The organism is Ruegeria sp. BHSA162, from assembly GCF_059613385.1.
On sequence record NZ_JBXWSK010000052.1, the window covers coordinates 1 to 24,145 of the forward strand.

24 protein-coding genes are annotated in these 24,145 nt (G+C 61.8%); 11 read left to right on the forward strand and 13 right to left on the reverse strand.

The window, feature by feature from the left end; translation table 11 throughout:
• Together AC2FM5_RS13840 and AC2FM5_RS13845 are read left to right on the forward strand one after the other, a co-directional pair.
• The coding region (locus AC2FM5_RS13840) for a peroxidase-related enzyme (protein WP_496736250.1) at positions 1 to 406 on the forward strand (406 nt) is incomplete at its 5' end.
• Positions 403 to 1,302 (forward strand): OmpA family protein, encoded by a 900-nt coding sequence (locus AC2FM5_RS13845; protein ID WP_170372888.1) that lies wholly within the window; start codon positions 403 to 405, stop codon positions 1,300 to 1,302. The genes AC2FM5_RS13840 and AC2FM5_RS13845, both read left to right, overlap by 4 nt.
• 56 nt (positions 1,303 to 1,358) lie before the next feature.
• On the opposite strand, the gene AC2FM5_RS13850 is transcribed toward AC2FM5_RS13845, so the two are convergent.
• Positions 1,359 to 2,264 carry a LysR family transcriptional regulator gene (locus tag AC2FM5_RS13850; protein ID WP_093964122.1) on the reverse strand — a complete coding sequence of 302 codons (906 nt, stop codon included), beginning with the start codon at positions 2,262 to 2,264 and terminating at the stop codon, positions 1,359 to 1,361.
• Between the two features lie 229 nt (positions 2,265 to 2,493).
• On the opposite strand from AC2FM5_RS13850, the gene AC2FM5_RS13855 reads away from it, so the two are divergent.
• Together AC2FM5_RS13855 and AC2FM5_RS13860 are read left to right on the forward strand one after the other, a co-directional pair.
• Entirely contained in the window at positions 2,494 to 2,931 is a 438-nt protein-coding gene (locus tag AC2FM5_RS13855) for a DUF4399 domain-containing protein (protein ID WP_496736252.1), read from the forward strand.
• A gap of 125 nt (positions 2,932 to 3,056) precedes the next feature.
• Positions 3,057 to 3,989, forward strand: coding sequence for a glycosyltransferase family 8 protein (locus tag AC2FM5_RS13860; protein WP_496736254.1), 933 nt, complete (start codon positions 3,057 to 3,059; stop codon positions 3,987 to 3,989).
• Positions 3,990 to 4,096: 107 nt separating this feature from the next.
• On the opposite strand, the gene AC2FM5_RS13865 is transcribed toward AC2FM5_RS13860, so the two are convergent.
• Positions 4,097 to 6,124, reverse strand: coding sequence for an FAD-dependent oxidoreductase (locus AC2FM5_RS13865; protein ID WP_496736255.1), 2,028 nt, complete (start codon positions 6,122 to 6,124; stop codon positions 4,097 to 4,099).
• A gap of 135 nt (positions 6,125 to 6,259) precedes the next feature.
• Between AC2FM5_RS13865 and AC2FM5_RS13870 the strand changes: the two genes are divergently transcribed.
• The gene (locus AC2FM5_RS13870; protein WP_496736257.1) at positions 6,260 to 6,745 is read left to right on the forward strand and encodes an RNA pyrophosphohydrolase; all 486 of its coding nucleotides are present in this window, start codon (positions 6,260 to 6,262) and stop codon (positions 6,743 to 6,745) included.
• A gap of 35 nt (positions 6,746 to 6,780) precedes the next feature.
• Here AC2FM5_RS13870 and AC2FM5_RS13875 read toward each other — a convergent pair whose 3' ends face one another.
• The 4 genes from AC2FM5_RS13875 to nth all read right to left on the reverse strand — a co-directional run bounded on the left by AC2FM5_RS13875 (position 6,781) and on the right by nth (position 10,158).
• Complete coding sequence (locus tag AC2FM5_RS13875) at positions 6,781 to 7,479, reverse strand: glutathione S-transferase family protein (RefSeq protein WP_496736259.1); 699 nt, start codon at positions 7,477 to 7,479, stop codon at positions 6,781 to 6,783.
• 249 nt (positions 7,480 to 7,728) lie between these two features.
• The gene (locus tag AC2FM5_RS13880) at positions 7,729 to 8,427 is read right to left on the reverse strand and encodes an SDR family NAD(P)-dependent oxidoreductase (RefSeq protein ID WP_170600285.1); all 699 of its coding nucleotides are present in this window, start codon (positions 8,425 to 8,427) and stop codon (positions 7,729 to 7,731) included.
• Positions 8,428 to 8,527: 100 nt separating this feature from the next.
• Positions 8,528 to 9,517 carry an adenosine kinase gene (locus AC2FM5_RS13885; protein WP_496736262.1) on the reverse strand — a complete coding sequence of 330 codons (990 nt, stop codon included), beginning with the start codon at positions 9,515 to 9,517 and terminating at the stop codon, positions 8,528 to 8,530.
• On the reverse strand, positions 9,514 to 10,158 hold the full coding sequence (gene nth, locus AC2FM5_RS13890; protein ID WP_496736264.1) for an endonuclease III: 645 nt from the start codon (positions 10,156 to 10,158) through the stop codon (positions 9,514 to 9,516). The genes AC2FM5_RS13885 and nth overlap by 4 nt, the downstream gene beginning before the upstream one ends.
• Positions 10,159 to 10,290: 132 nt before the next feature.
• Here nth and AC2FM5_RS13895 point away from each other — a divergent pair, with 132 nt between their 5' ends.
• Complete coding sequence (locus tag AC2FM5_RS13895) at positions 10,291 to 11,142, forward strand: bifunctional helix-turn-helix domain-containing protein/methylated-DNA--[protein]-cysteine S-methyltransferase (protein WP_170360577.1); 852 nt, start codon at positions 10,291 to 10,293, stop codon at positions 11,140 to 11,142.
• A gap of 177 nt (positions 11,143 to 11,319) precedes the next feature.
• Entirely contained in the window at positions 11,320 to 11,754 is a 435-nt protein-coding gene (locus tag AC2FM5_RS13900; RefSeq protein ID WP_170341087.1) for a glyoxalase superfamily protein, read from the forward strand.
• A 63-nt stretch (positions 11,755 to 11,817) separates the two neighbouring features.
• Here AC2FM5_RS13900 and AC2FM5_RS13905 read toward each other — a convergent pair whose 3' ends face one another.
• Positions 11,818 to 13,257 carry an aldehyde dehydrogenase family protein gene (locus AC2FM5_RS13905; RefSeq protein ID WP_496736266.1) on the reverse strand — a complete coding sequence of 480 codons (1,440 nt, stop codon included), beginning with the start codon at positions 13,255 to 13,257 and terminating at the stop codon, positions 11,818 to 11,820.
• A gap of 217 nt (positions 13,258 to 13,474) precedes the next feature.
• Between AC2FM5_RS13905 and AC2FM5_RS13910 the strand changes: the two genes are divergently transcribed.
• The gene (locus tag AC2FM5_RS13910) at positions 13,475 to 14,125 is read left to right on the forward strand and encodes a peroxiredoxin (protein WP_093964131.1); all 651 of its coding nucleotides are present in this window, start codon (positions 13,475 to 13,477) and stop codon (positions 14,123 to 14,125) included.
• A gap of 53 nt (positions 14,126 to 14,178) precedes the next feature.
• Here the strand turns inward: AC2FM5_RS13910 and AC2FM5_RS13915 are convergent, their stop codons facing one another.
• Positions 14,179 to 14,874 carry a type 1 glutamine amidotransferase domain-containing protein gene (locus AC2FM5_RS13915; RefSeq protein WP_496736268.1) on the reverse strand — a complete coding sequence of 232 codons (696 nt, stop codon included), beginning with the start codon at positions 14,872 to 14,874 and terminating at the stop codon, positions 14,179 to 14,181.
• Between the two features lie 132 nt (positions 14,875 to 15,006).
• Between AC2FM5_RS13915 and AC2FM5_RS13920 the strand changes: the two genes are divergently transcribed.
• Positions 15,007 to 15,894, forward strand: a complete 888-nt coding sequence (locus AC2FM5_RS13920) for a LysR family transcriptional regulator (RefSeq protein ID WP_496736270.1) — start codon at positions 15,007 to 15,009, stop codon at positions 15,892 to 15,894.
• Here the strand turns inward: AC2FM5_RS13920 and AC2FM5_RS13925 are convergent.
• Complete coding sequence (locus AC2FM5_RS13925) at positions 15,891 to 16,622, reverse strand: glycosyltransferase family 25 protein (protein WP_496736272.1); 732 nt, start codon at positions 16,620 to 16,622, stop codon at positions 15,891 to 15,893. The genes AC2FM5_RS13920 and AC2FM5_RS13925 overlap by 4 nt on opposite strands.
• Before the next feature lie 92 nt (positions 16,623 to 16,714).
• The gene (gene pnp, locus AC2FM5_RS13930) at positions 16,715 to 18,865 is read right to left on the reverse strand and encodes a polyribonucleotide nucleotidyltransferase (protein ID WP_170341993.1); all 2,151 of its coding nucleotides are present in this window, start codon (positions 18,863 to 18,865) and stop codon (positions 16,715 to 16,717) included.
• A 611-nt stretch (positions 18,866 to 19,476) separates the two neighbouring features.
• Here pnp and AC2FM5_RS13935 point away from each other — a divergent pair.
• On the forward strand, positions 19,477 to 21,078 hold the full coding sequence (locus tag AC2FM5_RS13935) for a BCCT family transporter (protein ID WP_170341096.1): 1,602 nt from the start codon (positions 19,477 to 19,479) through the stop codon (positions 21,076 to 21,078).
• A gap of 103 nt (positions 21,079 to 21,181) precedes the next feature.
• On the opposite strand, the gene AC2FM5_RS13940 is transcribed toward AC2FM5_RS13935, so the two are convergent.
• On the reverse strand, positions 21,182 to 21,505 hold the full coding sequence (locus AC2FM5_RS13940) for a potassium channel family protein (RefSeq protein WP_170444092.1): 324 nt from the start codon (positions 21,503 to 21,505) through the stop codon (positions 21,182 to 21,184).
• A gap of 117 nt (positions 21,506 to 21,622) precedes the next feature.
• On the opposite strand from AC2FM5_RS13940, the gene AC2FM5_RS13945 reads away from it, so the two are divergent.
• A complete protein-coding gene (locus tag AC2FM5_RS13945; protein WP_170440350.1) occupies positions 21,623 to 22,945 on the forward strand; it encodes a metal-dependent hydrolase family protein in 1,323 nt (440 codons plus the stop codon).
• A gap of 75 nt (positions 22,946 to 23,020) precedes the next feature.
• Here AC2FM5_RS13945 and rpsO read toward each other — a convergent pair whose 3' ends face one another.
• On the reverse strand, positions 23,021 to 23,290 hold the full coding sequence (rpsO, locus tag AC2FM5_RS13950) for a 30S ribosomal protein S15 (protein ID WP_005980247.1): 270 nt from the start codon (positions 23,288 to 23,290) through the stop codon (positions 23,021 to 23,023).
• 144 nt (positions 23,291 to 23,434) lie between these two features.
• Positions 23,435 to 24,145: calcium-binding protein (locus AC2FM5_RS13955; RefSeq protein WP_496736276.1), on the reverse strand; the 711-nt coding region annotated here is incomplete at its 5' end.

Genomic DNA, 24,145 nt, shown 5'->3' on the forward strand with positions numbered 1-24,145 from the left:
GTACAATGACCTGATGTTGGCGGACAGCGGGCTCAGCAAGCTGGAACGTGAGATGATCGCAGTCGTGGTCTCGTCGATCAATCGGTGCTTCTATTGCCTGGTGGCCCATGGTGCCGCCGTGCGTCAGCTGTCAGGTGATCCCAAGCTGGGTGAAATGCTGGTGATGAACTACCGTGTGGCGCCGCTGGATGCCCGCCAGCGCGCGATGTTGGACTTCGCCGCAAAGATGACCACAGCAAGCGCCGAGATCGAGGAACCGGACCGCCAGCACCTGCGCGATGCGGGGTTCACCGACCGCGACATCTGGGACATCGCAAATGTTGCGGGCTTCTTCAACATGTCCAACCGGGTCGCTAGTGCCACGGCGATGGTGCCCAATGACGAGTATCACGCGCAGTTTCGATGACCCGATTTGCTGTCCTTCTTTTCTGTCTGATCGCGGGTCCTGTGGCGGCGCAGGACCTGTCGCTGCCGGCGAGCGCGCGACAAATCAGCCAGCGCGTCAGCCCGTTGGACAGCTACCAATTGCCGACCGGCCCGTTTGCAGACAACGCCGTTCCCGCGCGTACGGTCGAAGGCCGGATCGAGCGCACCACATGGCGCTTGCAGGCCGGATCCAGCACGACGCTGCAGATCCTCGACCCGCTGCGGGATCAGCTCAAGGCGCAGGGTTTCGAGATCGCTTTCGAATGTGAGGCCCGCACTTGCGGTGGGTTCGACTTCCGCTTTGGAACCGAGGTGGTGCCGACGCCCGACATGTATGTGGCAATCAATGACTATCGATTTCTGTCAGCCACTCGTGGAGCCGAAGCCCTGACCTTGCTGATCAGCCGAAACCAGCCCGACGGGTATGTGCAGATGATCCGCGTCACTCCGAAGGGTAAGACCCCACCGCCGCTGGTGGTCGAGGAAACGGTGATTGGCGGCGACGGGCTGGTTGCCAGCCTTGTACGGGATGGACACGTGATACTCGGCGATCTCAGCTTTGAGACGGGCGAGGTCGCCTTGGGGGCCGGGCCATTCGAGTCGCTGGGCCTGCTGGCTGGCTACCTGGCCGAAACCCCCGGCGCGCGGCTGGCGCTGGTTGGGCACACCGACGACACCGGCGACCTGCAGGCCAATATCGAGGTCAGCACGCGCCGCGCTCAGGCTGTCCGTGCGCGATTGATTGAGGCACATGGAGTGGCCGAAGACCGCGTGCAAGCGCAGGGCGTCGGCTACCTCGCCCCGATCGTTTCCAACGCCACCCCGGAAGGGCGCGAACAGAACCGCCGGGTCGAGGCTGTTCTGCTGTTGAACTGACCAAGAAAAAAAGCCCGCGCAACTTGCGCGGGCCGGTCAGTCTTCACTGGGAGGTCTTACCAATCCATCGGACCTTTTTCGGCAAAGGACTCGACAAGGAAATCAATGAACGCCCGCACCTTGGGCTGGGTGAACCGGCCCGGCGGGTACACCGCATAGACGCCCTGAACCTCGTCCGGCAACGATGGCATCGCGTCGACCACCTGGCCGGATTTCAGCGCGTCCGCGTAAAGATAGCTGGGCAGATAAGCGATTCCGAGGCCCGAGATCGCCGCATTCAACAGGGATTGTCCGTCGTTCACGCTCAGCCAACCGGCCGTGCGCACCTGCCTCTTTTCGCCCGAGGGCGCAGTCAACTTCCAGACGTTGCCCGAGGACTGGCTGGAGTAATGCAGCAGCTTGTGTTCGTTGAGGTCATCGATCTTTGCCGGGCGCCCGAACTTCTCGATATAGCTGGGGGCCGCAACCATGCGTTTGACCGTTTCGGTCAGCTTGCGCGCGCGCAGGGTGCTGTCTTCCAGTTCGCCGATACGCACGGCCACGTCGAACCCTTCGGAAATCAGTTCGACATAGCGATTGTTCAAGACCATGTTCACGGTGATGTCGGGATAGGCCGCCAGGAAACCCGAAAGAACGGGTGACAGGTGGTTCACCCCGAAATCAGTGGCCACACTGATGCGCAGCAGACCCGAAGGCGCCGATTGCATCGACGTCACCAGCGCGTCGGCTTCGCCTGCATCATTCAGCACGCGGCGTGCGCGGTCGTAATAGGCCAGCCCGATCTCGGTCGGCGACACGCGGCGCGTCGTGCGGTTCAGCAAACGCGCGCCCAAGCGGGCCTCCAAGCTCGACACGTGCTTTGACACGGCTGATTTGGAAATGCCCATCTTTTTGGCCGCGTCGGTGAAACCACCTTGGTCCACCACGTTGGCGAAGGCCTCCATTTCTGTCAGTCGGTCCATTCTCGTTCCCCAGGTCGTCTGTTCGTTGACCGACCATCGCCTCCAATCTGGGCGGAAACTGGGCAGACATGGGATAATATCAGGGTTTTGAATCGGATCGTTTGCGCTTCGGAAACGCGGAAACAGTGGTTTCCCGCCTGCATCCGCCCCCTGTTTGCGTGTTCTTTTCTGGTAATTTCTCGCAACGTGCTAAAGTCAGAATGGCATTTTTGTGACCAGGGAGGAGATCATGAAAGCCATTCTAGCAACTATTTTTTGCCTGTTTGCCCCCTTGGCCTGGGCCGGAGGGGAGACGCCATCGAACCCGGACGCCGAAGTCTATTTCGTCAACCTGTCGGACGGCGACACGGTAACGTCGCCGTTGACGGTGGTCTTTGGCCTCCGCGGTATGGGCGTTGCGCCAGCCGGGACCGAAAAGGAAAACACCGGCCATCACCATTTGCTGATCGATCGCCCCCCATTGGGTCAGGGTGAGGACGGGGCCGACGAACTGGCCGATGGACTGCCGGCTGATGACAACCACCTGCACTTTGGCGGTGGTCAGACCGAAGTCACGTTGGAGCTTGCCCCCGGGACGCACACGTTGCAACTGGTCCTGGGCGATGCGGGTCATGTGCCTCACGCGACGCCGATCGTTTCCGAGGTGATAACGATCACCGTGGAGTAACCCGTACCGACCAACCGCAGCGCCGGGACCAACCCGCCGACAGCGGCGGGACGGTTTCGGTTTGATTGCATGTGCTTGCCTCGCCTATACACGATCCCGATCAGGGGCGGAGCCATGGTATTTGAATGAACGTTGTTTTTGGGGTCGACCGGAACTTTCTGTATCCCGCATTGCTGTCGGCCTATTCCGTGGTCAAGAACGCCAGCCGGCCTGTTGACGTTACCATTTTCGGTCAGGATTTCACCGCACAGGACATCGCAGCCGTCGAACAGCTGGACCGCGCCGTCGACAACGGCACGGTCCGCTATCGGGAGTTCCAGTCCGAGACGCTCGGCCGATTTTCAGAGTTCAAGACGAAATACCCGAAAATCACGCTGCTGCCGTTGTTTCTGCCAGACTTCTTTTCGGGCCGGTGTCTGTTCATTGACGCCGACACTCTTGTGCTGGGCGATGTCTGCGAGTTGCAGGATCTCGACATGAATGGCCACGGGATCGGGGCCTGTGTCGACATGGGATTGGTCACGCTGGGCGAAGGTCGCTTTCTGCGCCCATCCATGCAGAGTGTTCTCAGGCCGGGGCACGAACACCAAAAGTCGGTAACGCGCGTTTTGCGCAGCATCCGGTTGGGCTTTCTGCCCGGCGAGAACTACTTCAACGCGGGCATCCTTCTGATGGATTGCGAAGCGATCCGGAACTCACCCGCAGGCAAGGAGCTGGGCGATTTCGACAAGCTGATCCCGCATATCCACGACCTGCCCGAGCAGGATCGGATGAACCAGATTTTTGCGGGCCAGTGGCTCAGACTTCCTCAGCAGTGGAACACGCGGCCGCAGATTTGGTACGACGCGCACAGTCCGAAATTCCGGCATACCTCTGCCGAATTTCGAGACCAACTGAAACAGGCAAGCCGAAACCCGAAGATGTGGCACTATATCGGGGGCAAGAAGCCCTGGCGCGCGAAGCCAGCGTCACAAATTCTTCTGCGCCGCGCCTTTCGGGACTACCAGGAATACCTGGTACTGTTCGAGAACGAGACAGGTCTGACTTTTTCCGTTTAAGGCGGGGAATTGGCTCAACTCTCAAAAAAGCCACCCGGGCATCGTTCGGGTGGCTTTCTTTTGTCTGGGTGTTCTCGCCTTGGGGCAGTGGACGGAACGGGTCTTCCCTAAAGTGCAGCGGCCAGCCGCGTGCCCTGGTTGATCGCCCGCTTGGCATCCAGTTCCGCGGCCACATCCGCGCCGCCGATCACATGCGGGGTGATCCCGCGTTCGATCAGCGCATCGGCCAACGACCGCTCGGGCACCTGTCCGGCACAAAGGACAATCGTATCGGCTTTGATAACCGTCGGGTCCGCGCGCTCTTCTCCGAACGAGACATGCAGCCCCTCGTCGTCGATGCGCTCATAGTTCACGCCGCCAACGAAGTTGACATCCTTCATCTTCAGCGTTGCACGGTGGATCCAGCCGGTGGTCTTGCCCAGCCCCTTGCCATGCGCCTGTTTCTTGCGCTGCAGCAGCGTGACCTGCCGCTTGGGCGCCTCGGGCTGCGGGCCTTCGGGCGCGAGGCCCGAGCGGTGCTGTTCAGGGTCGGCGACGCCCCATTCCTTCATCCACAAGGGCAGGTCTGTGGTGGGCGAATGGCCCTCCTCCAGCAGGTATTCCGACACGTCGAACCCGATGCCGCCCGCGCCGATCACGGCCACCGATTTGCCCACCGGGGCCTTGTCGCGCAGCACGTCGATATAGTTCACGACATTGTCGCGGTCCTCGCCGGGGATCTGCGGGTCGCGCGGGTTGACGCCGGTGGCGATCACCACCTCGTCGAACCCGGCCAGATCGTCGGCGCCAACCGCGCGGCCCAGTTCCACCTTGACGCCAAGGCTGTCGAGCATGGTGCGATACCAGTCCACCAAGCCCCAGAACTCTTCCTTGCCCGGCACCTGCTTGGCCATGTTCAGCTGGCCGCCAATCTCGTCGGCCTTGTCGAACACGGTCACGTCATGGCCGCGTTCCGCCGCTGTCATCGCCGTGGCCAAGCCCGCCGGACCCGCGCCCACGATGGCCACGCGCTTGGGCGCGGCGGCCTTTTCGATCACTAGCTCGGTCTCGTGGCAGGCACGCGGGTTCACCAGGCACGAGGTCAGCTTGCCGCTGAAGGTGTGATCCAGACAGGCCTGGTTGCAGGCGATGCAGGGCGCGATCTTGGCCGATTCACCAGCCATCGCCTTGGACACGAAATCCGCATCCGCCAGCATCGGCCGCGCCAGCGAGACCATGTCGGCGCAGCCGGTCGACAGCACTTCTTCGGCCACTTCGGGCGTGTTGATCCGGTTCGAGGTGATGACCGGAATCCTCACCTTGCCCATCAGTTTCTTCGTCACCCAGGCAAAGGCCGCGCGCGGGACGCTGGTCGCGATTGTGGGAATCCGAGCCTCGTGCCAGCCGATGCCAGTGTTGATGATCGTCGCCCCGGCCTTCTCGACCGCTTGCGCCAGCTGCACCACCTCTTCATGGGTCGAGCCATTGGGCACAAGGTCGATCATCGACAGGCGGTAGATGATGATGAAATCGGTGCCCACCGCCTCGCGGGTGCGGCGCACGATTTCCAGCGGCAGGCGCATCCGGTTCTCATAGGATCCGCCCCAGCGGTCGGAGCGCTTGTTGGTGTGGGTCACCAGGAACTGGTTGATGAAATACCCCTCGGACCCCATGATCTCGACCCCGTCATAGCCCGCCTTCTGGGCCAGCACGGCGGCGTTCACGATGTCGCTGATCTGCTTCTCGATGCCCTCTTCGTCCAGCTCGTTGGGGGGGAAGGGCGAGATTGGCGATTTCACCGGGCTGGGGGCCACGCACTTCGGGCCATAGGCATAGCGGCCCGCATGCAGGATCTGCATGGCGATCTTGCCACCCGCCTGATGCACCCGGTCGGTGACGACCGAGTGGTTCGCCACATCCTTGTCGCTGGCCATCATCGCAGCCCCCGGCAGGACCGAGCCTTCGAGGTTCGGCCCGATGCCGCCCGTCACCATCAGCGCCACGCCACCGCGCGCGCGCGACGCATAGAACTCGGCCACCCGGTTCCAGTCGCCGGTTTCCTCCAGCCCGGTATGCATCGAGCCCATCAGGACCCGGTTCTTCAACGTGGTGAAGCCCAGATCCAGCGGGGCCAGCAGGTTCGGGTACGCAGTCATCTTGAAACTCTCCCTCAATTCGGGGCCGACAATCGCGCCGCACCGCGCCGGTGTCACGCGAAACCTGACGTCACCCCCTTTGCCGCCGCTTTGCCAGTTGCTACAGCTTGGCCAACCACATCACGAGGCCCGCCCATGACCCCAGAACAGATCGCCAAACTGCCCTACCGCCCCTGCGTGGGCCTGATGCTGATGAACGATCAGGGTCAGATTTTTGTCGGCCAGCGCAACGACCGGTTCGAGGACGCCTGGCAGATGCCCCAAGGCGGCGTGGACGAGGGCGAATCCCCCCGCGAGGCCGCGCTGCGCGAGTTGCAGGAGGAAATCGGCGTCACTCCCGACCTCGTGGAAATCGTGGCCGAGACCGACGGCTGGCTGCCCTATGACCTGCCGCATGACATTGTGCCCCACATCTGGAAGGGCCGCTTCCGCGGGCAGGAGCAGAAATGGTTCCTGCTGCGGTTTCTGGGAACCGACGACCAGATCGACATCGAGACCGACCACCCCGAATTCACCCGCTGGAAATGGCAGGACCCCGACCACCTGATCGCCGAGATCGTACCCTTCAAGCGCGAGGTCTACGAGCGCGTCATGGACGCTTTTCGTGGGTATCTGCGCTAAAACAGGCCGCCGCAACTCCGAGCCGGGGTGACGGCTCAGGCATTCTGTTTTGCATAGACAGGCGTACCGTCGGGCTCATAGCTGACGACGCCCGGTTCCCACCACCAGATCGGGTTTGCCTTGAAACTGTCGCGCGCATCCAGCCGGTCGAGCAGCGCCGAAACCTTGCCGTAACGGTCCAGCTTCAGATCCACCCCAAGCGGCCGGGCCTGCACGAAACGCACATGGGCGGCCAGAAAGATGTCCTGCATCGACAGGTAGCCGGGTACGAATCCGTCCTCCCCGGTCAGCCGTTCCTCCAGCCATCCCAGGATGTGGGCCAGCTTCTCGGCCGACCGCTGCAGATGCGCGTTCTGGTCCACACTCACCCCGGACCATTTCATTTGCGAGATGGTCGTGGCCGCGTTGCCGAAGGTCTGGATAGTCGAGAACACCAGCTTGTCCTGCCACTGCGCGTCTCCGGGCCGATAGGCAAAGGGCGCCAGCTTGGGCGCGGCCTCCGGCCTGTCCGGATAGGTCGCCAGCAGGTATTCGACGATGGTGCCGCTTTCCCACAGCACAAGATCGCCGTCCCAGAATGTCGGCACCTGCAATGTCGGCGTCGCCTGCGTGCGTTGCTCGGCGCTGGGCGTGGTGATTTCCTCTCGCCTTTCGTAATCCAGCGAAAGTTCGTCCAGAACGATCCTGACCGCCCGTGCAAATGGCGACCCGGTCGTGAACAGCAGTGCTCTCATGACAGCCCCCCTTTTGAATACGGAGAGCATAATGCTGTCAGAGCCAGCCCTGCCAGAAAAAACGGCAGAGGGGGGCAAGGCCCGGCACCCCTTCTCGTCGCAACAACTCCAGCCTTGGATTCGGGTGGCGGCGATTAGTATGCCACCGAACCCCTCCCCTTCACGCGAGAGGAAAGAGTGCGGGTGATGCGCGCGTTCCGGGTGTATTTCGGACGAGACCTTGCCGGTCGCGCTTCCGACATCGGTATGTCAAAGATAGGGTGATCGCTGCGGTCGCAGGGTCAATTCGGTTACGCAAGTCGTATTCGGCAGTGAGATTGCGGTTACGATCATCTTGGAGATATCGGTAAGCTGGATCATACGCGAGCGATCTTTGCCTGCATCGTTGACTGAGGGTGTGTTTACAAAGCCGGGATGAACGAGCGTTACCCTGACACCGCTTTCGCGAGCATCTTCGAAAAGCGCCTTTGCGAACCCGGCTTGAGCGTGTCTCAATGCGCAGTGAATGGCGTGATTCTTCCACCCAAGCCATGATGTTGGGCCGCAGACGTAGACAAATGCCCCTTCCGATTCCCGAATGGCTGGCAAAACATGCGCCGTAAGCCGAATTGTTGCTCGGAGCACCTGATCAATGGACTGGTCCCAGTCGTCAAATCGTTCAGTGGACACTTCTCCGTAGGTAAATTTGGCTGCACAATGCACAAGCGCGTCCAGGCGGTCGTGAGACAATGCCCAGTCCGCAAGAGCCGCCACGGCTTCCATATCGCCCATCTCAGCGGTGAAGAAATCCCCGGTCCCGCCGGCTTTCCTAATTTGGGCAAGCGTTTCCCGAAGCTCGTTTTCACGCCGCCCATGCGCGAGTACGTGCCAACCCTGCGCAGCAAGATTGATCGCCACTCCCCGGCCGATTCCACTTGAAGCCCCTGTGACCAGTGCTGTTTTGGACATCTGAAGTTCTCCCCCGTGCCAAACAACCATACCACAGGCAGAGAAAATCAATCGTATTGCAATCAACGATGGACTTTGTTCAGAACGGGCTTGCTGAACTTCAAACCAACCCTTCCTCCCGCAACAACTCCAGCACGTTGGTATCCGGCCGCGGACCGATATGGCTGATCACCTCGCGGGCGCAGACGTTGCCGATTTTGGCGCAGGTTTCATAGTCGCGGCCCGTCGCCATGCCGAACAGGAATCCGGCGGCGAACTGGTCGCCCGCGCCGGTGGCGTCCACCGGCACCAATTTCTCGACCGGTACATCGATACGCGTGCCGTCGTGCAGAACCGTCACCCCGTCGCCCGAGCGGGTGCAGACCACCAGCGGGCAGATCGCAGCGGTCTTGGCCAGCGCCTCTTCCAGGTCGTCGGTCTCGAACAGCGATTTGATCTCGGCCTCGTTGCCGATCACGAAATCCAGCTCGTGTTCGATCAGCAGCAGGAAATCGGTACGGTGACGCTCGACGCAGAACGGGTCGGAGATGGCGATGCCGGTCTTGCCGCCGCCGTTGCGGCAGTCGCGCGCGGCCTCCAGGAAGGCGGTCTTGCCCTTCTCCTTGTCGAACAGATACCCCTCGAGGAACATGATCTGGCTGTTGCCCGCCACCTCGGCCGGCACGTCCGTCGAGGACAGTTCCGAGGAAATCCCCAGATAGGTGTTCATCGACCGTTCGCCATCGGGCGAGACGAAGATCATCGAGCGCGAGGTTGGCAGCTCGCCCCCCGGCACCGGCGGGTTCACGAAATCCACGCCGTCCTCGTTCATCGCATCGGCATAGAACCGGCCCAGCGCATCATCGTGCACCCGCCCGATAAAGGCCGCGTCCAGACCCAGCGCACCCGCGCCCGCGATGGTGTTGGCCACCGACCCGCCCGGCGTCTGCACCCGGTTTTCCATGGCCGCATACAGCACCTCGCCGCGTTCCCGTTCGATCAGCTGCATGATACCCTTCTCGATTCCCATCATCTCGAGAAAGCTGTCGTCGGCCTGAGAGATGACGTCCACAACGGCGTTGCCGATGCCGGTCAGGTGATAGGTTTTCATAGGGTCTTGTCCTCGAATTGGCACAGGTCGCGGATCAGGCAGGTGCCGCATTGCGGCTTGCGCGCCTTGCAGTGGTACCGGCCGTGCAGGATCAGCCAGTGATGGGCGTGAAGCTGAAAGTCCACGGGAATATTGTCTTCGATGGCGCGTTCCACGGCATCCACATCCTTGCCGGGGCAGATACCCGTGCGGTTGCCGACGCGAAAGATATGGGTGTCCACCGCCTGCGCCGGGTATCGCCACCACATGTTCAGCACCACGTTCGCGGTCTTGCGCCCGACGCCCGGCAGCGACTGCAGTGCGGCGCGCGAGTTGGGCACCTCGCCGCCGTAGTCCTCGACCAGGATGCGCGACATCTTGATGACGTTCTTGGCCTTCTGGCGGAACAGGCCGATGGTCTTGATGTGCTCGATCAACCCCTCTTCGCCGAGGTCGAGCATCTTCTGCGGCGTGTCCGCGATCTTGAACAGCGCGCGGGTGGCCTTGTTGACGCCCGCATCGGTCGCCTGCGCCGACAGCGCCACGGCGACGACAAGCGTGTACACGTTCACGTACTCAAGCTCGCCCTTGGGTTCGGAGTCGGCCTGCTGGAACCGGGTAAAGATCTCGCGGATCGTGTGATAATCAAGCTGCTTTGCCATCCGGGCCTTAATGCCGCCCGCGGTGCCGGGTGACAAGCCCAAAGCCCGCTGCACCGCCAATACGCAAGTTTCGGGTCGCACGGTCGGGCCCGGCGCGGCTAGGATGGGACAAGCCACAGCAAGGTGAATGCCATGAACGTCCAGACATCCGAATCCGGGTACCACTACAACGTGATGCGGCGCGCGATCGATCTGATCGACCAGGGCGGCGAGTCGCTGTCGCTGGAAGAACTGGCCCGCCAGATGGACATGAGCCCCGCCCATTTCCAGCGCCTGTTCTCGCGCTGGACGGGCGTGTCGCCGAAACGCTACCAGCAGTACCTGACGCTGGGCCATGCCAAGGCGCTGCTGCGCGAGCGGTTCACCACGCTGGAGACCGCGCACAGTGTCGGCCTGTCCGGCAGCGGCCGCCTGCACGACCTCTTCCTGAAATGGGAGGCGATGAGCCCCGGCGAATACGCCCGCAAGGGCGCGGGGCTGACCATCTATTGGGGCTGGTTCGAAAGCCCCTTTGGCCCGGCACTGGTGATGGGCACGGCCAAGGGCATCTGCGGCATGGCCTTTGCCGCCGAGACCGGTGAAGAGGCCGCGATGCAGGACATGCTGTCGCGCTGGCCTCTGGCCGACTTTGTCGAGGACCCGATGCGCCTGCGCCCGTGGGTCCTGTCGGCATTTGGCGCGGCCAGCGACCGGCTGGAGCCTACGCCGTTGTACCTGATCGGCTCACCCTTGCAGATCAAGGTGTGGGAGGCGCTGATGCAGATCCCCTCGGGCCAGGTGACGACCTATTCCCAGATAGCGCAGGCCGTGGGCACGCCGCAGGCGGTGCGGGCAGTGGGCACGGCGGTGGGCCGCAACCCGGTCAGTTGGCTGATCCCCTGCCACCGCGCGCTGCGCAAATCGGGGGGCCTGGGCGGCTATCACTGGGGGTTGCCCGTCAAACGCGCCATGCTGGCCTACGAGGCGGCGCAGGCCGATGCCTGATTGACTTGGGGTCTCGCGCCTGCCAAAAGGCGCGCAGGTTCGGGTCTCCTGCCGCTCGCGGCCCTTTGGCTTTGGTGAAACCCGGTTCAAACCACATCTGTTGCCCTTTCCCGGCGCGCGGATGGCAAGGCGAGCCCCGTCCAATACTCGCGCCCGTTTCTGGAAACGAGGCAAGACATGACACAGATCCGAACCATCGCCCCCGTGGGCGAGCTGAAAGTGCAGGCCAAACGCCTGCGCGAGAAACTGCGTGGCGCCGGCGTGGCCCTGAGCCATGCGCAATCGCTTGAGATGATCGCCCATCAGCACGGCGCGCGCGACTGGAACACGTTGCACGCGATGGCCGGAAACCGGCTGCACCTGAAGGTCGGAGACCGCGTGCGGGGCACCTATCTGGGCCAGCCCTTCACCGGGGAAATCCGCGGCCTGACGATGCTGGGCGACGGCGCGCAGCGGCGGATCACGCTGCAGTTCGACACCCCGGTCGACGTGGTGACCTTTGACAGCTTCTCGGCCTTTCGCCAGCGCGTCAGCGGTCAGATCGGCTGGGACGGTCGGTCAGCTCGCCATACGTCGAACGGCGAGCCACAACTGGTGGTGCGTCCGGCCTGACGCAAACGGGGCAAGGTGCCTGTCCGCGCCTTGCCCCGCATTTTGAACTTTCCTGTGCCGGGGTTATTCCGGGGTCCAGCCGCTGACGGCCTTGACCTCCAAAAAGTCCTCCAGCCCCCAGACACCGCCTTCACGCCCGTTGCCGGACTGTTTCATGCCGCCAAAGGGCGAACCGGCAGCGCGCGATTGGCCGTTCATCTCGACCATGCCCGACCGCAGGCGCCGCGCCATGCGGTTGGCGCGGGCGCCGTCCTGCGTCTGAACATAGTTGGTCAGGCCATATGGCGTGTCATTGGCGATCTCGATGGCCTCTTCCTCGGTATCGAAGGGGATCATCGTCAGGACCGGGCCAAAGATCTCCTCGCGCGCGATGGTCATCTGGTTGTTGGCGTCGGCAAACACGGTGGGGCGCACGAAATAGCCTTTGTTGAACCCTTCGGGGCGACCGGGACCGCCGGCGACCAGGCGCGCACCCTCGTCGATGCCTTTCTGGATCAGGGCCTGGATCTTTGTCCATTGCAGCTCATTCACGACGGGGCCGATATGGCGGCCTTCCTGCATCGCCGGCCCCACGGTGACCTTGCCCGCCACCTCGGCCGCGGTTTCCACCGCTTGGTCATAGATCGGGCGCTGCACCAGCATCCGGCTGGGCGCGTTGCAGCTCTGACCGGTGTTGTTCATCATGTGCAGCACGCCGCGCTTGACCGCCTTGTCATCGGCATCGGCAAAGATCACGTTGGCGCCCTTGCCGCCCAGTTCCAGATGCACCTTCTTGAGCGTGTCGGCGGCGTTCTTGGAAATCGCCGTGCCCGCACGGGTCGAGCCGGTGAAGCTGACCATGTCGACGTCCGGATGCCCCGACAGTTGCGAACCCACGCCCACGCCGTCGCCGTTCACCAGGTTGAAGACACCCGGCGGGAAGCCCGCCTCGTGCATCATCTCGGCAAAGATCATCGCGTTCAGCGGGCTCTGCTCGGACGGTTTCAGAACCATGGTGCAGCCCGCGATCGCCGCCGCGCCCACCTTGAGCGTGATCTGATTCATCGGCCAGTTCCACGGGGTGATCAGCGCGGCGACGCCGACTGCCTCGTAGATGATCCGATCATTGGGGGCGTGGTCGCCCAGGGGGCGCTCGAACTGGAAATTCTTGGCTGCTCGAATGAAATTCTTCAGGTGCCATATCCCGGCGCCCACCTGCTGGGTGCGCGACATGTCGATCGGTGCGCCCATCTCCATCGACATCGCCTGCGCGAGGTCTTCGGCACGGGTGGGGTAGATCTCGATCAGCTTTTCCACCAGCGCGATGCGCTCTTCGACCGGCGTGGCCATCCAGCCCGGCAGCGCCGCCTTGGCCGCCGCCACGGCCGCGTCGGTATCGGCCTGACCGCCCAGAGAAATCACCGTGCAGGGCTCCTCGGTCGAGGGGTCGATCACATGGAAATCACTGGCTTGGCTGGGGGCGACCCACTGGCCGTTGATGTAAAAGTCGCGTTTCTCGATCATGGCGTGTCCTCTTGATCCGCATTCATTCGACCGCGCGGTCGGTTTTCCCGGGCACTCTGTCACTGCGGCCCCCTTGGGGCAAGGCAATTCTGGAAATTTGATCAAATTATTGATCGCACGTTTTTTGCCCCTGTGCCACATCAATGGTTTAACCTGAGGGCAAAGTGATTAGGTTTGCACCAACCGACTCGGGTTTTCACAGGAAAGGAGATGCATCATGGGTTTGCGCATCAACGATACCGTCCCCAATTTCACCGCTGAAACGGACCAGGGCACCATCCAGTTCCACGACTGGATCGGCGACAGCTGGGCGATCCTCTTCTCGCACCCCAAGGATTTCACTCCGGTCTGCACCACCGAGTTTTCGGCCGTGGCGCAGTTGAACGACGAATGGGCCAAGCGCAACACCAAGGTGATCGGTGTTTCGGTCGATGGGGTCGAGGACCACAAGAAGTGGAAGAAAGACATCGAGGCCTATGGCAAGGCCAACCCCGGCTTTCCGATCATCGCCGATGACGGACTGGCAGTGTCCAAGGCCTTCGACATGCTGCCCGCCGAGGCATATCTGCCCGACGGCCGAACCCCGGCGGACAGCGCCACGGTGCGCTCGGTCTTCATCATCGGGCCGGACAAGCAGTTGAAACTGTCGATGACCTATCCGATGACCGTGGGCCGGAATTTCGCCGAAATTCTGCGCGCGCTGGACGGCCTGCAGATGAGCGCCAAGGGCGTGGCCACTCCGGCCAACTGGGTGCCGGGCGAAGACGTGATCATCCCGCCGTCGGTTTCGAATGACGAAGCCAAGGAGAAGTTCGGCGAGTTCGAGACGATCTTCCCCTATCTGCGCAAGACCAAGGCGCCGAGCTGACATCAAAAGGGGCGGGGCACATCATGTCCCGCCCCGTACCGCATTGAACGTCCTCAGGCCTCAAGCGCCTCAAGCACTTTCCTTGCAACCGCAGCGGACGACGCCGGGTTCTGCCCGGTAATCAGTTTGCCGTCCTGCACGGCATGCGGTTGGAACGGCTCCACCTTGCTGAACTGCGCACCCCTGTCTTTCATCGTATCCTCGACCAGCAAGGGCACGATTTCGGTCAGGCCGACGGAGTCTTCTTCTTCATTCGTGAAGCCGGTGACGGTACGACCCTTGACCAAGGGCGACCCGTCCGCGGCCTTGGCGTTCGCCAGAACGATCGGGGCGTGACACACGGCGCTGACCGGTTTCCCCGCTGACCAGAACGTCTCGATCAGATCAATCGATTTCTCATCCGACACAAGGTCCCACAGCGGCCCGTGCCCACCGGGATAGAAGATCGCGTCATAGTCGTGGGCGTTCACCTCGGACAGTTTGACCGTGTTGGCCAATGCCGCCATCGCTTCGGGGTCGGCCTCGAACCGGCGGGTGTCGTCGGTCTGGCTGTCGGGTGCGCTGCTTTTGGGGTCCAGCGGCGGCTGGCCACCTTTGGGCGAGGCCATTGTCAATTCGGCCCCGGCATCCTTGAACACGTAATACGGAGCGGCCAGCTCCTCGAGCCAGAACCCGGTCTTTTCTCCGGTGTCGCCCAGCTGGTCATGCGATGTCAGGACGACCAGAATTCTCTTTGCAGTCGAAGCCATGTGTTTTCTCCTAGTTCGGCCGGTTCACCCGGCCCGTGTCTTGTGTGACGGGATATATGGCTGTTGCCGCTTGTTGATTAGTGCCGGATTTGGCAAAGCATTATTGCTGACAGGTAATAATGAGGCTGCGAGATGGCGCTGTGGGACGGGCTGGAAGAATTCCTGATGGTGGTCGAGGCGGGGGGCTTCACTGCTGCGGCCCGGCGGCTTGGGGTTTCGGCCAGTCATGTCTCGCGTCAGGTCGCCCGGCTTGAGGATCGTTTGGGCGTCAAGCTTTTGGCGCGTTCGACCCGCGTGGTGCGCCTGACCGACGCCGGACGCGACTATCACGCGCGGGTGGCCGGGCTTGTGGCGGGTCTGGAAGAGGCGAACCAGTCGGCGGCAGGGGATCGGGCCCAGATCGCGGGGCGCATTCGCGTGTCGGCCGCCGGGCCATTTGCGGAACAATTCGTGGCGCCCGCTTTGGCGCGGTTCGCAAGCCTGCACCCCAAGCTCTCGGTCACCATCGACTTCAATTCGCGCCTTCTGAACCTGACCGAGGAAGGCTTCGACTTTGCCATCCGCTATGGCACGCTGACCGAAAGCGGGCTGATCGCGCGACGTCTGGCAACCCGACGAATGGTCTGCGTGGCCGCGCGCGGCTATCTCGACCGGCACGGAAGGCCGACCCATCCGGCCGACCTGCGGCATCATCAGTGCCTGATCACCAACAATGACCGGTGGGTATTCCGCGACCCCGGCTCGGGCGACCCGATCGAGGTTCGGGTGCATGGCCGGTGGCAGGCCAACAACCCGCACGCCGTTCTTTCTGCCGCGCGGCAAGGTCTGGGGGTCATGTACGCGCCCGAGATTTTTCTGGGCGCGAAGCGCCCCCCTGAGCTGGAGCCGATACTGCAGGGGTACGAAGATCCAAGCCGCGCGAGTTGGATCGTCTATCTTGAACGGCGTCATCTGCCGCTGCGGGTGCGCCGGGCGATGGATTTCTTGGTCGAGGAACTGGGCGATGCGGTGCCCGACTAGGCGGGGCGCTGCGGATGCAGGTGCAGTTGCGCGCGATAGGCGGCGCGCTTGAACTCGCGGGTCAGCTTATCGGTCAACGGCGGTTTCGTCTGGATCGTCGAGCCGCCGATTTCACCGGCCACTTCCTGGTTGCCGCTGCCCAACAGCGCGTGGACGGGCTGGCCCGTGATCCAGTGCATCTGCAGGAACGTGTCCACCGGGCGGTCAATGCGGTCGGTGGCCGCCAGCAGACGTTCCGCCGCCTTCCGGCCCACCACCTGGCAGACGCATTGCAGTCCGATAACCTTGGGCAGGATCAGACGAAGGCCGTCATGCTCAGCGAGGGTCTGGGCTGCGGTTTCGCGCTGCTTGACCGGGATGCGGATATAGTGGTCAGGGGTCGCGATCGGGCCCAACAGATCCAGTGCAGCGTTCATCCGATCGGGATCGACGCGCAGGTCATCCTCGGCGGTGATCGCCAGATCGATCCCCTCGTCGACCATCTTGCGCCAGATCCGGCGGTGGCTTTCGAACACGCCGATCTCGGCCGGGCGCAGGGTGAACGGGTAGCGTGGGCGATGCAGGTTGCCCGGGTGCAGCGTGACCCCAGCAATCTGCGCCGGATCGCGCCCGTTGACCGCTTCGATCAGTTCGGCATTGGGCAGGTCGGCGCAGAGCTGCTCGGCATTGGGTCGGCGCGCGGTGCTGGAGGACATATGGATGACGAAGGATCGCATGGTGTCGTGCATAGAACAGGGGCGCCGCCCGGGAAAGGCCTCGGTAAAACAAAAAAGACCCCGGCCGGAACCGGGGTCTTGGATCAAGCAAGGGGCAGGGCGGATTATTCCGCGCCTTCCTCTTTCTTTTCTTTCTTCTCGGGCACGATCTCTTCGCCGGTTTCCTGATCGACGCATTTCATCGACAGGCGGACCTTGCCGCGATCGTCGAAGCCCAGAAGTTTGACCTTCACTTCCTGGCCTTCCTTCAGAACGTCCGAAGGGTGGTTCAGGCGACGGTTTTCGATCTGAGACACGTGGACCAGACCGTCACGCTTGCCGAAGAAGTTCACGAAGGCGCCGAAATCGACGATTTTCACGACCTTGCCGGTATAGATCTGACCTTCTTCCGGCTCAGCCACGATCGAGTGGATCATCTCGTAGGCTTTCTTGATCGACTCACCATCGGGCGATGCGATCTTGATGATGCCGTCATCGTTGATGTCGACCTTGGCGCCGCTGGTTTCCACGATCTCGCGGATCACCTTGCCGCCCGAGCCGATCACTTCGCGGATCTTGTCGGTCGGAATCTGCATGGTCTCGATGCGCGGTGCGTGGATCGAGAACTCGGCAGTCTCGCTCAGCGCCTTGCTCATCTCGTTCAGGATGTGCAGACGGCCGTCCTTGGCCTGAGCCAGGGCTTTTTCCATGATCTCGGGCGTGATGCCCGCGACCTTGATGTCCATCTGCAGCGAGGTGATGCCGTTTTCGGTACCCGCAACCTTGAAGTCCATGTCGCCCAGGTGGTCTTCGTCACCCAGGATGTCGGTCAGAACGGCATAGTCGCCGTCGTCTTCCAGGATCAGACCCATGGCCACACCGGCCACCGGAGCCTTGAGCGGAACGCCCGCATCCATCATCGACAGCGAACCGCCGCAGACCGATGCCATCGAGGACGAGCCGTTCGACTCGGTGATCTCGGACACCACGCGGATGGTGTAGGGGAAATCGGTCGGAGCCGGCAGAACCGCCTGCAGGGCGCGCCATGCCAGTTTGCCGTGGCCGATTTCGCGGCGACCGGGCGAACCAACGCGGCCCACTTCGCCGACCGAGTAGGGCGGGAAGTTGTAGTGCAGCAGGAAGTTCGATTTGAAGTTGCCGTGCAGCGCGTCGATGAACTGCTCGTCGTCACCAGTGCCCAGCGTCGTCACGGCCAGCGCCTGGGTTTCACCACGGGTGAACAGGGCCGAACCATGGGTCCGCGGCAGCAGGCCGGTTTCGGCCACGATCGGGCGCACGTCGGTGGTCGAACGACCGTCGATCCGCTTGCCGCCCTTCACCACGTCGCCGCGCAGGATGCTGGCTTCGAGCTTTTTCATCGCCGAACCCAGGTTCGAGTCCTCAAGCTGCTCTTCGGTCAGAGCGGCCTTGATGGCCTCGCGCGCGGCAGCGACGGCTGCGGTGCGCTCTTGCTTGTCGGTGATTGCGAATGCGGCACGCATCTGCTCTTCACCGGCAGCTTTCACGGCAGCGTACAGCTCCGAGTAGTCGGGGGCTTCGAAGGCAAAGGGCTCTTTCGCGGCGTCTTCGGCCAGCGAGATGATCAGGTCGATCACCGGCTGGATCTGTTCGTGCGCGAAGGTCACGGCGCCTAGCATCTCGGCTTCGGTCAGCTCGTAGGCTTCCGACTCCACCATCATCACGGCGTCTTTGGTGCCGGCCACAACCAGATCCAGACGCTGTTCGGGGTTCAGGCGCAGGTCCTGCATGTCGTCCACGGTCGGGTTCAGGACGTACTCGCCATCCACGAAACCAACGCGGGCACCGGCGATCGGGCCGCGGAAGGGCGCGCCCGAGATGGTCAGGGCCGCCGATGCGGCGATCATCGCCACGATGTCGGGGTCGTTGACCAGATCGTGGCTCAGTACGGTGCACATCACCAGAACTTCGTTCTTGAACCCGTCAACGAACAGCGGACGGATCGGACGGTCGATCAGGCGCGCGGTCAGCGTCTCTTTCTCGGTCGGACGGGCCTCGCGCTTGAAGAAGCCACCCGGCACCTTGCCGGCGGCATAGTATTTTTCCTGATAGTGCACGGTCAGCGGGAAAAAGTCCTGACCGGGCTTCTGCTCCCGGGCAAAGGTCACGTTGGCCATGACGCTGGTTTCGCCCAGCGTGGCAATCACGCTGCCGTCAGCCTGACGGGCAACCTTGCCGGTTTCCAGTGTGAGCGTTTCCTCGCCCCACTGCATCGATTTCTTCGTTACATCAAACATATGCGTATCCTAGATGGGAGCACTCCCGCCCCTGCGGGTCTCCCGTTTTGCGTGGCGGCCCCATTGCCGCCGACCCCAATTTATCTTCCATTCGAGTGCCGGGGTCAGGGCACAACGTCTCAGATACCGCGCGCATACATGAGATTGCGTCGGATTGAAAGGGATAAGGCCGCAGAAGGCACACGGTCCTGCATCTGCCGTGGTTCGCCTTTGCGTCAGCCGACACCGCGAACGTTCCGATGCGTAAGCCCGCATAGCATCTGGCGTGCACCCGCTCGCAAACAGGACCATCGCTCGTCATCGAGGATATGCAGATCGGAAATCGGCGCGGCAGAGGCTGGAGAGAAACTCCGGGCTGCGACGGTGGTAGGAAAGCCGCGAAACTAATGCGACCCCGTCCTCTCGACCTCGGTCAGGCCATCGCTGGCCATGCGCAGACACATTCCTGTAGGCGAATGCATTTTGTGAAAAAGTGATTGCAGTGTAGCCTCTTACCACGGAACCCGCGGTCCAGACGACGAAAAGGCGCCAAGGGGGTAAGACTACTCACTGTCGTCCGACGGCCGAATACCTTGGCGTTTGCAATTCGCGCGAACGAAAGGGACGGCCACATGTCTCAGACCAAGAAAATGCTGGATCCGGATCCGCGGATCTATGATTTCGAAACGGAATACGAGCTGGGGCAGGACAATGTTCGCCCATTCGGGCTGGATATTCACAACCCGGTTTTTCTTATCTCAAGCATCCTGATCTTTGCCTTCGTGCTGATCGCTCTCGCCAATCAAGAGGCCGCAGCAACGTTCTTCGGTTGGCTGCGGCCGTGGCTGACCAGCACCTTCGACTGGTTCCTCGTCCTGTCGGTGGATGCAATCACGCTGTTCTGCCTGGCCTTGATCGTTCTGCCGGTGGGCAAGGTGCGCATCGGCGGCAAAGACGCCAAGCCCGATTACTCCTACGCCGGCTGGATTGCGATGATGTTCGCGGCCGGGATCGGCATCGGATTGCTGTTTTTTGGCGTGTTAGAGCCGGTCTACTACAATTTCGCCGAGGATGGCGGCGCCCGTCCTTTGGGCATCGACATCGCGGTGCCGGGCAATGAATACATTGGTGTTGTAGGTACCATCCACCACTGGGGGCTGGAGGGCTGGGCGGTCTACGCCGCCGTGGGCCTGAGCCTCGCGATCTTCAGCTACAATCTCGGCCTGCCATTGACCCTGCGCTCGGCCTTCTACCCGTTGCTGGGCGAGCGTGTCTGGGGCTGGTGGGGCCATGCGATCGACACGCTGGCGGTGTTTGCCACCCTGTTCGGCCTGACCACATCGCTGGGGCTGGGCGCGCAACAGGTTGCCGCCGGTCTCTACGAGGTGTTCGGCATCGAACCCAGCCCAACCGTCGTCGTCTTGCTGATCATCGGTATCACGATGATCGCGCTGGGCTCGGTGCTGATGGGCATGGACGCGGGCGTGAAGCGGCTCAGCGAGATCAACATGATCATGGCCGTGGGCCTGTTCCTGTTCGTGATCGCAGTGACCGGGATCGGCACGGCGATCTCGCGCTATTTCAGCGTGATGACCGATTACGTCAGGCTGCTGCCGGCTTTGTCGAACCCGTTCGGGCGGGAAGACACCAGCTTCTTCCACGGTTGGACAACCTTCTACTGGGCCTGGTGGATCGCGTGGTCGCCTTTCGTGGGCATGTTCATCGCCCGCATCTCCAAGGGGCGCACGGTGCGTGAATTCGTGATTTGTGCGCTGCTGGCGCCGACAGCGGTCTGCGCGCTGTGGATGTCCACCTTTGGTGGCGCGGCCATCGATATGCTGAACGTCGGCGGCGCCGAGGGCGTCAAGGCCACGGTGATCGACAGCTATGCCCCCGAAGGCGCGCTGTTCGGCTTCCTGAAAGAGCTTCCGCTCTACGGCATCGTGGCTCCGATCGCGCTGATTCTGATCGTGGTCTTCTTTGTCACCTCGTCCGACTCGGGGTCTCTGGTGATCGATACGATCACCGCCGGCGGCAAGATGGACGCCCCGGTGGTGCAGCGTGTGTTCTGGTGCACGCTGGAAGGTCTGGTCGCGATCGCGCTGCTGCTGGGTGGCGGGCTTGCCGCGCTGCAAGGGGCGGCGGTGTCAACCGGCATCCCGTTCACGCTTGTGGTGCTGATCATGTGCTACTGCCTGTGGCTGGCGCTGAAGTCTGAGCGCGCCAAGATTTGAGCCGCCCTCGACGGCCTATGAACGCCCGCCAATTGGCGGGTGTTTTTTCGCTTTAACCGGACCCAGCTGTAAGTTCCGAAGGTTTGACCCGGGTCGGAAGTCTCTATTCAGGATCTCGCAACAAAGCTTTTGCAAATTGAATGAACATTGCGATGAACACGCCGACCCCAACGAAAATGTAGATCACGGTGAAGACCTTGCCGATCTTGGTCGCCGGGGACAGATCGCCGAACCCGACCGTCGATAGTGTGGTTGCGCTGAAATACAGCGCGTCCACCCAATGCCAGCCCTCTACGCTGCTGTAGAACAACGTCCCGGACAGAAGAATAAGCATACATAGCAGCAAACCGCCCCGAAAATGCGGATCGTCCCACGATCGGACGATCGCCTTCAGCAGACGGTAGGCATTGAGAAACAGAGAAATCATTCTGCACGCCTTTGGGTTGTTTCGAGGATACGTTCAGGATGCATGTTTTTGAGTAAAATTCCGCATGTACAAATCGGATTATTTGCTAAGATGGCGATGTTTGACAGGAGATACTTCATGCGTATTCATCTTTTGGTGGCGCTGCTTGCCGCCACCTCGGTTTCCGCGCAGCAAGACCCGGCTCAGACCCTGATCACCAATGTGCATGTATTTGATGGCGTCAACGACGGGCGCATCGAGAACGCGAATGTTCTGATCGAGGGCAACCTGATTGCAGCTGTGTCGGCAGACCCGATCTCGGCCGAAGGAGCAACGGTGATCGACGGCGGTGGACGCACCCTGATCCCGGGTCTGATCGATGTACACTGGCACACGACATATGCGTATACCCCAGCAACCGTCTTGATCTTCAATCAAGGCGATATGTCGGAAGTGGCCATTCGTTCGATGACAGGGGCAAAGGAAACCCTGATGCGCGGCTTCACAACAGTGCGCGATCCCGGCGGCAATCCATTTGCAATCAAGAGACTGATCGATTCCGGCGAATACCCCGGGCACCGCATTCTGCCTTCGGGGCCGTTCATGAGCCAAACATCGGGTCATGCCGATTTCCACAGTTTGTTGGAAAACCCAAGAAACTCGACTTCCGAGTTGAGTTATTGGGAAAAGAACATGATGGCGATGGTGGCCGATGGGGTCCCCGAGGTTCGCAAAAGGACCCGCGAGATTCTCAAGTACGGTGCCTCCCAAGTCAAAATAACCACAGGCGGTGGCGTATCCTCACAGTATGATCCGCTGGATGTGAGCGAATACTCTGTTGATGAGATCGAAGCGGTCGTCGAAGAAGCTGCGAACTTCAATACTTACGTACTAGCCCATGTAATGACGGACCGCGGGATTCGCACCTCAGTCGAAGCCGGCGTCATGAGCATCGAGCATGGTTTCTTCGCGTCTCGTGAAACGCTTGAGCTCATGAAAGAAAAAGGGGCATGGCTAAGCCCCCAGACCATGAAAGAAGAGGACATGGTCTGGGACAGCCCGGTCAGCGCGGCAAAATACAAGCAGGTCACAGATGCCGTTGCGAACCTGTACCCGATGGCCAAAGAGGTGGGGGTAAACCTGGCCTTTGGGACCGACCAGCTTCTGGACGCCTCCAAGGCGTATCAACAAAGTCTTTATCTGGTGCGATTGGGCGAATGGTTCACCCCGTATGAAGTGTTGAAAATCGCCACTTCTGAAAACGCCCGGTTGCTGGAACTGAGCGGCCCCCGGCACCCGTATCAAGACGGCCCGCTAGGGGTCATCAAAGAGGGTGCCTATGCCGACCTGATCCTCGTCGACGGCAATCCGCTTGAAAACCTTGAGTTGGTTGGGAATCCGGGCGAAAACTTCGACCTGATCATGAAAGACGGTGTGGTCTACAAGAACACGCTGGACTGAACGCCGCGCGCCTCTGACAAAAAAACGCCCGCCAAATGGCGGGCGTTTCGAACTTGAAAGCGGTGTAGTCCGCGCTTAGCGGCGGATGCCCAGCTTTTTGATCAGGTCCTGGTAGCGCGCTTCTTCCTTGCCCTTCAGGTAGTCCAGCAACTTGCGGCGCTGGGCGACCATCTTCAGAAGACCACGGCGGCCGTGGTTGTCTTTCTTGTGGGTCTTGAAGTGCTCGGTCAGGGTGTTGATGCGCGAGGTCAGGATTGCAACCTGGACTTCCGGCGAACCGGTGTCGCCGTCCTTGGTCGCGAATTCTTTCATGACGCGTGCTTTTTCTTCGGCAGTGATCGACATCGGGGTCTCCTTCGAAGGTTAGAGTTGATGGCGCAGGCCGGGATGTCGTCCAGCGCAGGCCCATGGAGAAAACCGCACCGATTCCGATGCGGATGGGCGCGTATAGGCGCAATCGGAATAAATGGCAAAGGGATTCTGCGTATCTCAGCCCGAGGGGCTGGTCAGGGCCGGGTCCAGACCCGGGGTCAGTTGGATATCCTCGGGCCCAAGACCTTGGGCGCCGAACAGATAGGCCACCTCGCGCCCGTTGACCAGAACGCGCGTCAGATCAGCGTTGTCCGCATCCTGTTCGATCCCGATTTCGGGCGCGTCAGGGCCGTTCCATTCGATCAGCAGCTTGTCTTCTCCGGGGGTGAAATCCACGACGCTGACTTCCTTCCCGGTGCCCGTTCCATCGATGGCGATCTGGTCCGCTCCCTGACCGCCGGTGACGACATCTCCGGCACCGGCCCGGATCGTGTCGTCCCCCGCGCCGCCGTTCAGAAAATCGCTGGCGGGCGTCTCGCCATCGTCCCGGCCGGTCAGAGTGTCGTCGCCATCACCGCCGAACAGCGTGTCTGCCCCTGCGCCGCCGGCGAGCATGTCTTCGCCGTCGCCGCCTTGCAGCGCGTCTTCGCCCTCACCCCCGGCAAGGTCATCGTTGCCCTGACCGCCGTACAGATCGTCATCGCCTTCGCCACCAACCAACTGGTCGTCGCCGGCATGGCCGTACAATATGTCGTCACCGGCATTCCCCGAGAGGTCATCGTGACCGTTGCCACCGTGCAGAACATCATTGCCAGTGTTTCCGTTTAGCGTGTCATCCCCGTCAGCGCCGAACAACGTATCATTTCCGGCGCCACCATCGATAATGTC

Excerpts from the sequence above, each read along its gene's own strand:
- AC2FM5_RS13845 (WP_170372888.1), top strand. The coding sequence starts at position 403 with ATGACCCGATTTGCTGTCCTTCTTTTCTGTCTGATCGCGGGTCCTGTG.
- AC2FM5_RS13850 (WP_093964122.1), bottom strand. The coding sequence starts at position 2,264 with ATGGACCGACTGACAGAAATGGAGGCCTTCGCCAACGTGGTGGACCAA.
- AC2FM5_RS13855 (WP_496736252.1), top strand. The coding sequence starts at position 2,494 with ATGAAAGCCATTCTAGCAACTATTTTTTGCCTGTTTGCCCCCTTGGCC.
- AC2FM5_RS13860 (WP_496736254.1), top strand. The coding sequence starts at position 3,057 with ATGAACGTTGTTTTTGGGGTCGACCGGAACTTTCTGTATCCCGCATTG.
- AC2FM5_RS13865 (WP_496736255.1), bottom strand. The coding sequence starts at position 6,124 with ATGACTGCGTACCCGAACCTGCTGGCCCCGCTGGATCTGGGCTTCACC.
- AC2FM5_RS13870 (WP_496736257.1), top strand. The coding sequence starts at position 6,260 with ATGACCCCAGAACAGATCGCCAAACTGCCCTACCGCCCCTGCGTGGGC.
- AC2FM5_RS13875 (WP_496736259.1), bottom strand. The coding sequence starts at position 7,479 with ATGAGAGCACTGCTGTTCACGACCGGGTCGCCATTTGCACGGGCGGTC.
- AC2FM5_RS13880 (WP_170600285.1), bottom strand. The coding sequence starts at position 8,427 with ATGTCCAAAACAGCACTGGTCACAGGGGCTTCAAGTGGAATCGGCCGG.
- AC2FM5_RS13885 (WP_496736262.1), bottom strand. The coding sequence starts at position 9,517 with ATGAAAACCTATCACCTGACCGGCATCGGCAACGCCGTTGTGGACGTC.
- nth (WP_496736264.1), bottom strand. The coding sequence starts at position 10,158 with ATGGCAAAGCAGCTTGATTATCACACGATCCGCGAGATCTTTACCCGG.
- AC2FM5_RS13895 (WP_170360577.1), top strand. The coding sequence starts at position 10,291 with ATGAACGTCCAGACATCCGAATCCGGGTACCACTACAACGTGATGCGG.
- AC2FM5_RS13900 (WP_170341087.1), top strand. The coding sequence starts at position 11,320 with ATGACACAGATCCGAACCATCGCCCCCGTGGGCGAGCTGAAAGTGCAG.
- AC2FM5_RS13905 (WP_496736266.1), bottom strand. The coding sequence starts at position 13,257 with ATGATCGAGAAACGCGACTTTTACATCAACGGCCAGTGGGTCGCCCCC.
- AC2FM5_RS13910 (WP_093964131.1), top strand. The coding sequence starts at position 13,475 with ATGGGTTTGCGCATCAACGATACCGTCCCCAATTTCACCGCTGAAACG.
- AC2FM5_RS13915 (WP_496736268.1), bottom strand. The coding sequence starts at position 14,874 with ATGGCTTCGACTGCAAAGAGAATTCTGGTCGTCCTGACATCGCATGAC.
- AC2FM5_RS13920 (WP_496736270.1), top strand. The coding sequence starts at position 15,007 with ATGGCGCTGTGGGACGGGCTGGAAGAATTCCTGATGGTGGTCGAGGCG.
- AC2FM5_RS13925 (WP_496736272.1), bottom strand. The coding sequence starts at position 16,622 with ATGCACGACACCATGCGATCCTTCGTCATCCATATGTCCTCCAGCACC.
- pnp (WP_170341993.1), bottom strand. The coding sequence starts at position 18,865 with ATGTTTGATGTAACGAAGAAATCGATGCAGTGGGGCGAGGAAACGCTC.
- AC2FM5_RS13935 (WP_170341096.1), top strand. The coding sequence starts at position 19,477 with ATGTCTCAGACCAAGAAAATGCTGGATCCGGATCCGCGGATCTATGAT.
- AC2FM5_RS13940 (WP_170444092.1), bottom strand. The coding sequence starts at position 21,505 with ATGATTTCTCTGTTTCTCAATGCCTACCGTCTGCTGAAGGCGATCGTC.
- AC2FM5_RS13945 (WP_170440350.1), top strand. The coding sequence starts at position 21,623 with ATGCGTATTCATCTTTTGGTGGCGCTGCTTGCCGCCACCTCGGTTTCC.
- rpsO (WP_005980247.1), bottom strand. The coding sequence starts at position 23,290 with ATGTCGATCACTGCCGAAGAAAAAGCACGCGTCATGAAAGAATTCGCG.